Origin of the sequence: Mucilaginibacter sp. NFR10, assembly GCF_900100445.1 — a bacterium.
GTDB classification, from domain to species: domain Bacteria; phylum Bacteroidota; class Bacteroidia; order Sphingobacteriales; family Sphingobacteriaceae; genus Mucilaginibacter; species Mucilaginibacter rubeus.
In genome coordinates this window covers 1-2,010 of the sequence record NZ_FMTV01000025.1, presented here as the reverse complement: position 1 = coordinate 2,010, position 2,010 = coordinate 1, and the positions used below count along the sequence as shown (strand labels likewise).

The window sequence follows — 2,010 nt, the reverse complement described above, 5'->3', positions numbered from 1 at the left end:
TTTGTAAAGTCGATGGCAAATTCCATGTACCTTAGCACGTCATCATCCCATACCGCGGTATTTCCTGAGGTTTGGTAAGCTACGTGTACATCATGTCCCTGGTCTACCAAACGGATAAATGTACCGCCCATCGAGATCACGTCATCATCAGGGTGCGGTGAAAAGATAATAGAGCGTTTTTTAGCAGGCAATGCCCTTTCCGGCCTTTGCGAATCATCCGCATCAGGTTTACCGCCCGGCCAGCCGGTAATGGTATGCTGGATCTGGTTAAAAATATCAATGTTAATATTATATACAGGCCCCTGCTCTACTGCAAGTTGGGCCATGCCGTGGTTATTGTAATCTTCTTCGGTTAGTTTCAGTACCGGTTTGTTAACCTCATTCGCCAACCAGATCACCGCCTTTTTCTTTAACTGGTTATCCCACACGCAATCTTTTACCAGCCACGGGGTATCAAACCTGGTCAGTTCTGACGCGGCATCTGCATCCAGTACAAACTCTACATGTTGTGATAATTGCAGGTAAGTGGCAGGTACTTCACCCGAGATCTCCCCTTCTACCGCTTTCTTGATGATTGGCGCTTTCTTCTTATTCCAGGCCATCAGGATGATTTCCCTGGCCTTGAAGATGGTACCGATCCCCATGGTAATGGCTTTGGTTGGTACGTCGGCTTTACCACCAAAATCGCGGGCAGCGTCACGTCTGGTCAGGTCGTCAAGCGTTACCATCCTGGTTCCTGAGTTTGGTGCAGAACCCGGCTCGTTGAAGCCGATGTGACCTGTACGACCGATACCCAGGATCTGAAGGTCTAAGCCGCCCAATTCTTCTATCTGCTTTTCATAGGCTAAACAGAAGGAAACAACTTCGTCTTTATCCAAAGTGCCATCAGGGATGTGCACATTGGCTTTATCTATATCAATATGGCTGAAAAGGTTTTCGTACATGAAGGTTACATAGCTTTGCGCTGCTGTGGGTTTCATTGGGTAGTACTCATCCAGGTTGAAAGTGATCACATTCTTAAAGCTCAAGCCTGCTTCTTTGTGCTGTCTTACCAGTTCGGCATATACCCCTATCGGGGTTACACCGGTGGCAAGCCCCAATACCGCTTTTTCACCTTTGGCTTGTTTTGCGCGGATCAGATCTGCTATCCGGTTCGCTACCGCTACCGAGGCTTCCTGCTGGTTGTTGTAAACGCTTACCGGTAACTTTTCGTAACGTGTCTCTTCCAATAAATTTAATCGTGCCATAATTTTCTCAGAACCTATATGTTATATGTTAAAGTTTAAAAAGTCGCTATACAAAAAACCCCCGCCAAGGGCGAGGATTTTTATCAAACCAATTAACAAAAATGTTTATCCTCACCGACATGAGGGTAAAGTAAAGTGCGTATAATAATATGCTGTGCATTATCAATACAAACTTACTAAAACAAAATTTGAATTAAAAGAACTTTTTAAATTTTTTTAATAAGTATCTTATCCAGGAAGGGATAGGATGGGGTTCATTTTGGCTAAAATTCACCCATATTAGTGAAGCTTATCCTAAGTAATAGTAAGAATCCTCTTTTCTTTCGCATCGTGACTTACGAAAATCATCATTCCCCTGGCTCAATCAAAATCGGGTGTCATGCTGAGTGATTTAAATCCGGTGGCCTCTGAAGGAGAAATGACATATCCACCACGTCATTGCTGAGTTACGAAGCAATCTCTTATAGGCAGATAAAAGACTTTATTCTATAAACTTACATCGTCGCGCTCCTGGCCGCGCGGGGCCAGTTACTTTTGTCGCCACAAAAGTAACCAAAAAGACTTGCAGCAGAGAGGCTTCTTTGCGCACAACCTGGCCCCATAGCCCTCGGCGCGGCCTTCACCCTGCAAAACGAGCAGAACTACGGGCTGCAATTATTTTGCCCCTCTTCGCACGCAATGCCTCCGCTTCTGCAAAAACTTGCTATGCCCCTGCAGCCGCACCGCCCAGCATCGTTCTGTTCGTTTTCACCCGAAGCTGATC

General features: G+C 45.6%; 1 protein-coding gene. It reads right to left on the bottom strand.

All coding sequences use genetic code 11. The annotated features are described in order from the left end of the window. On the bottom strand, positions 1 to 1,247 hold a 1,247-nt coding region (nagB, locus tag BLP33_RS27100), incomplete at its 3' end, for a glucosamine-6-phosphate deaminase (RefSeq protein WP_090535051.1). Positions 1,248 to 2,010 lie beyond the last annotated feature (763 nt).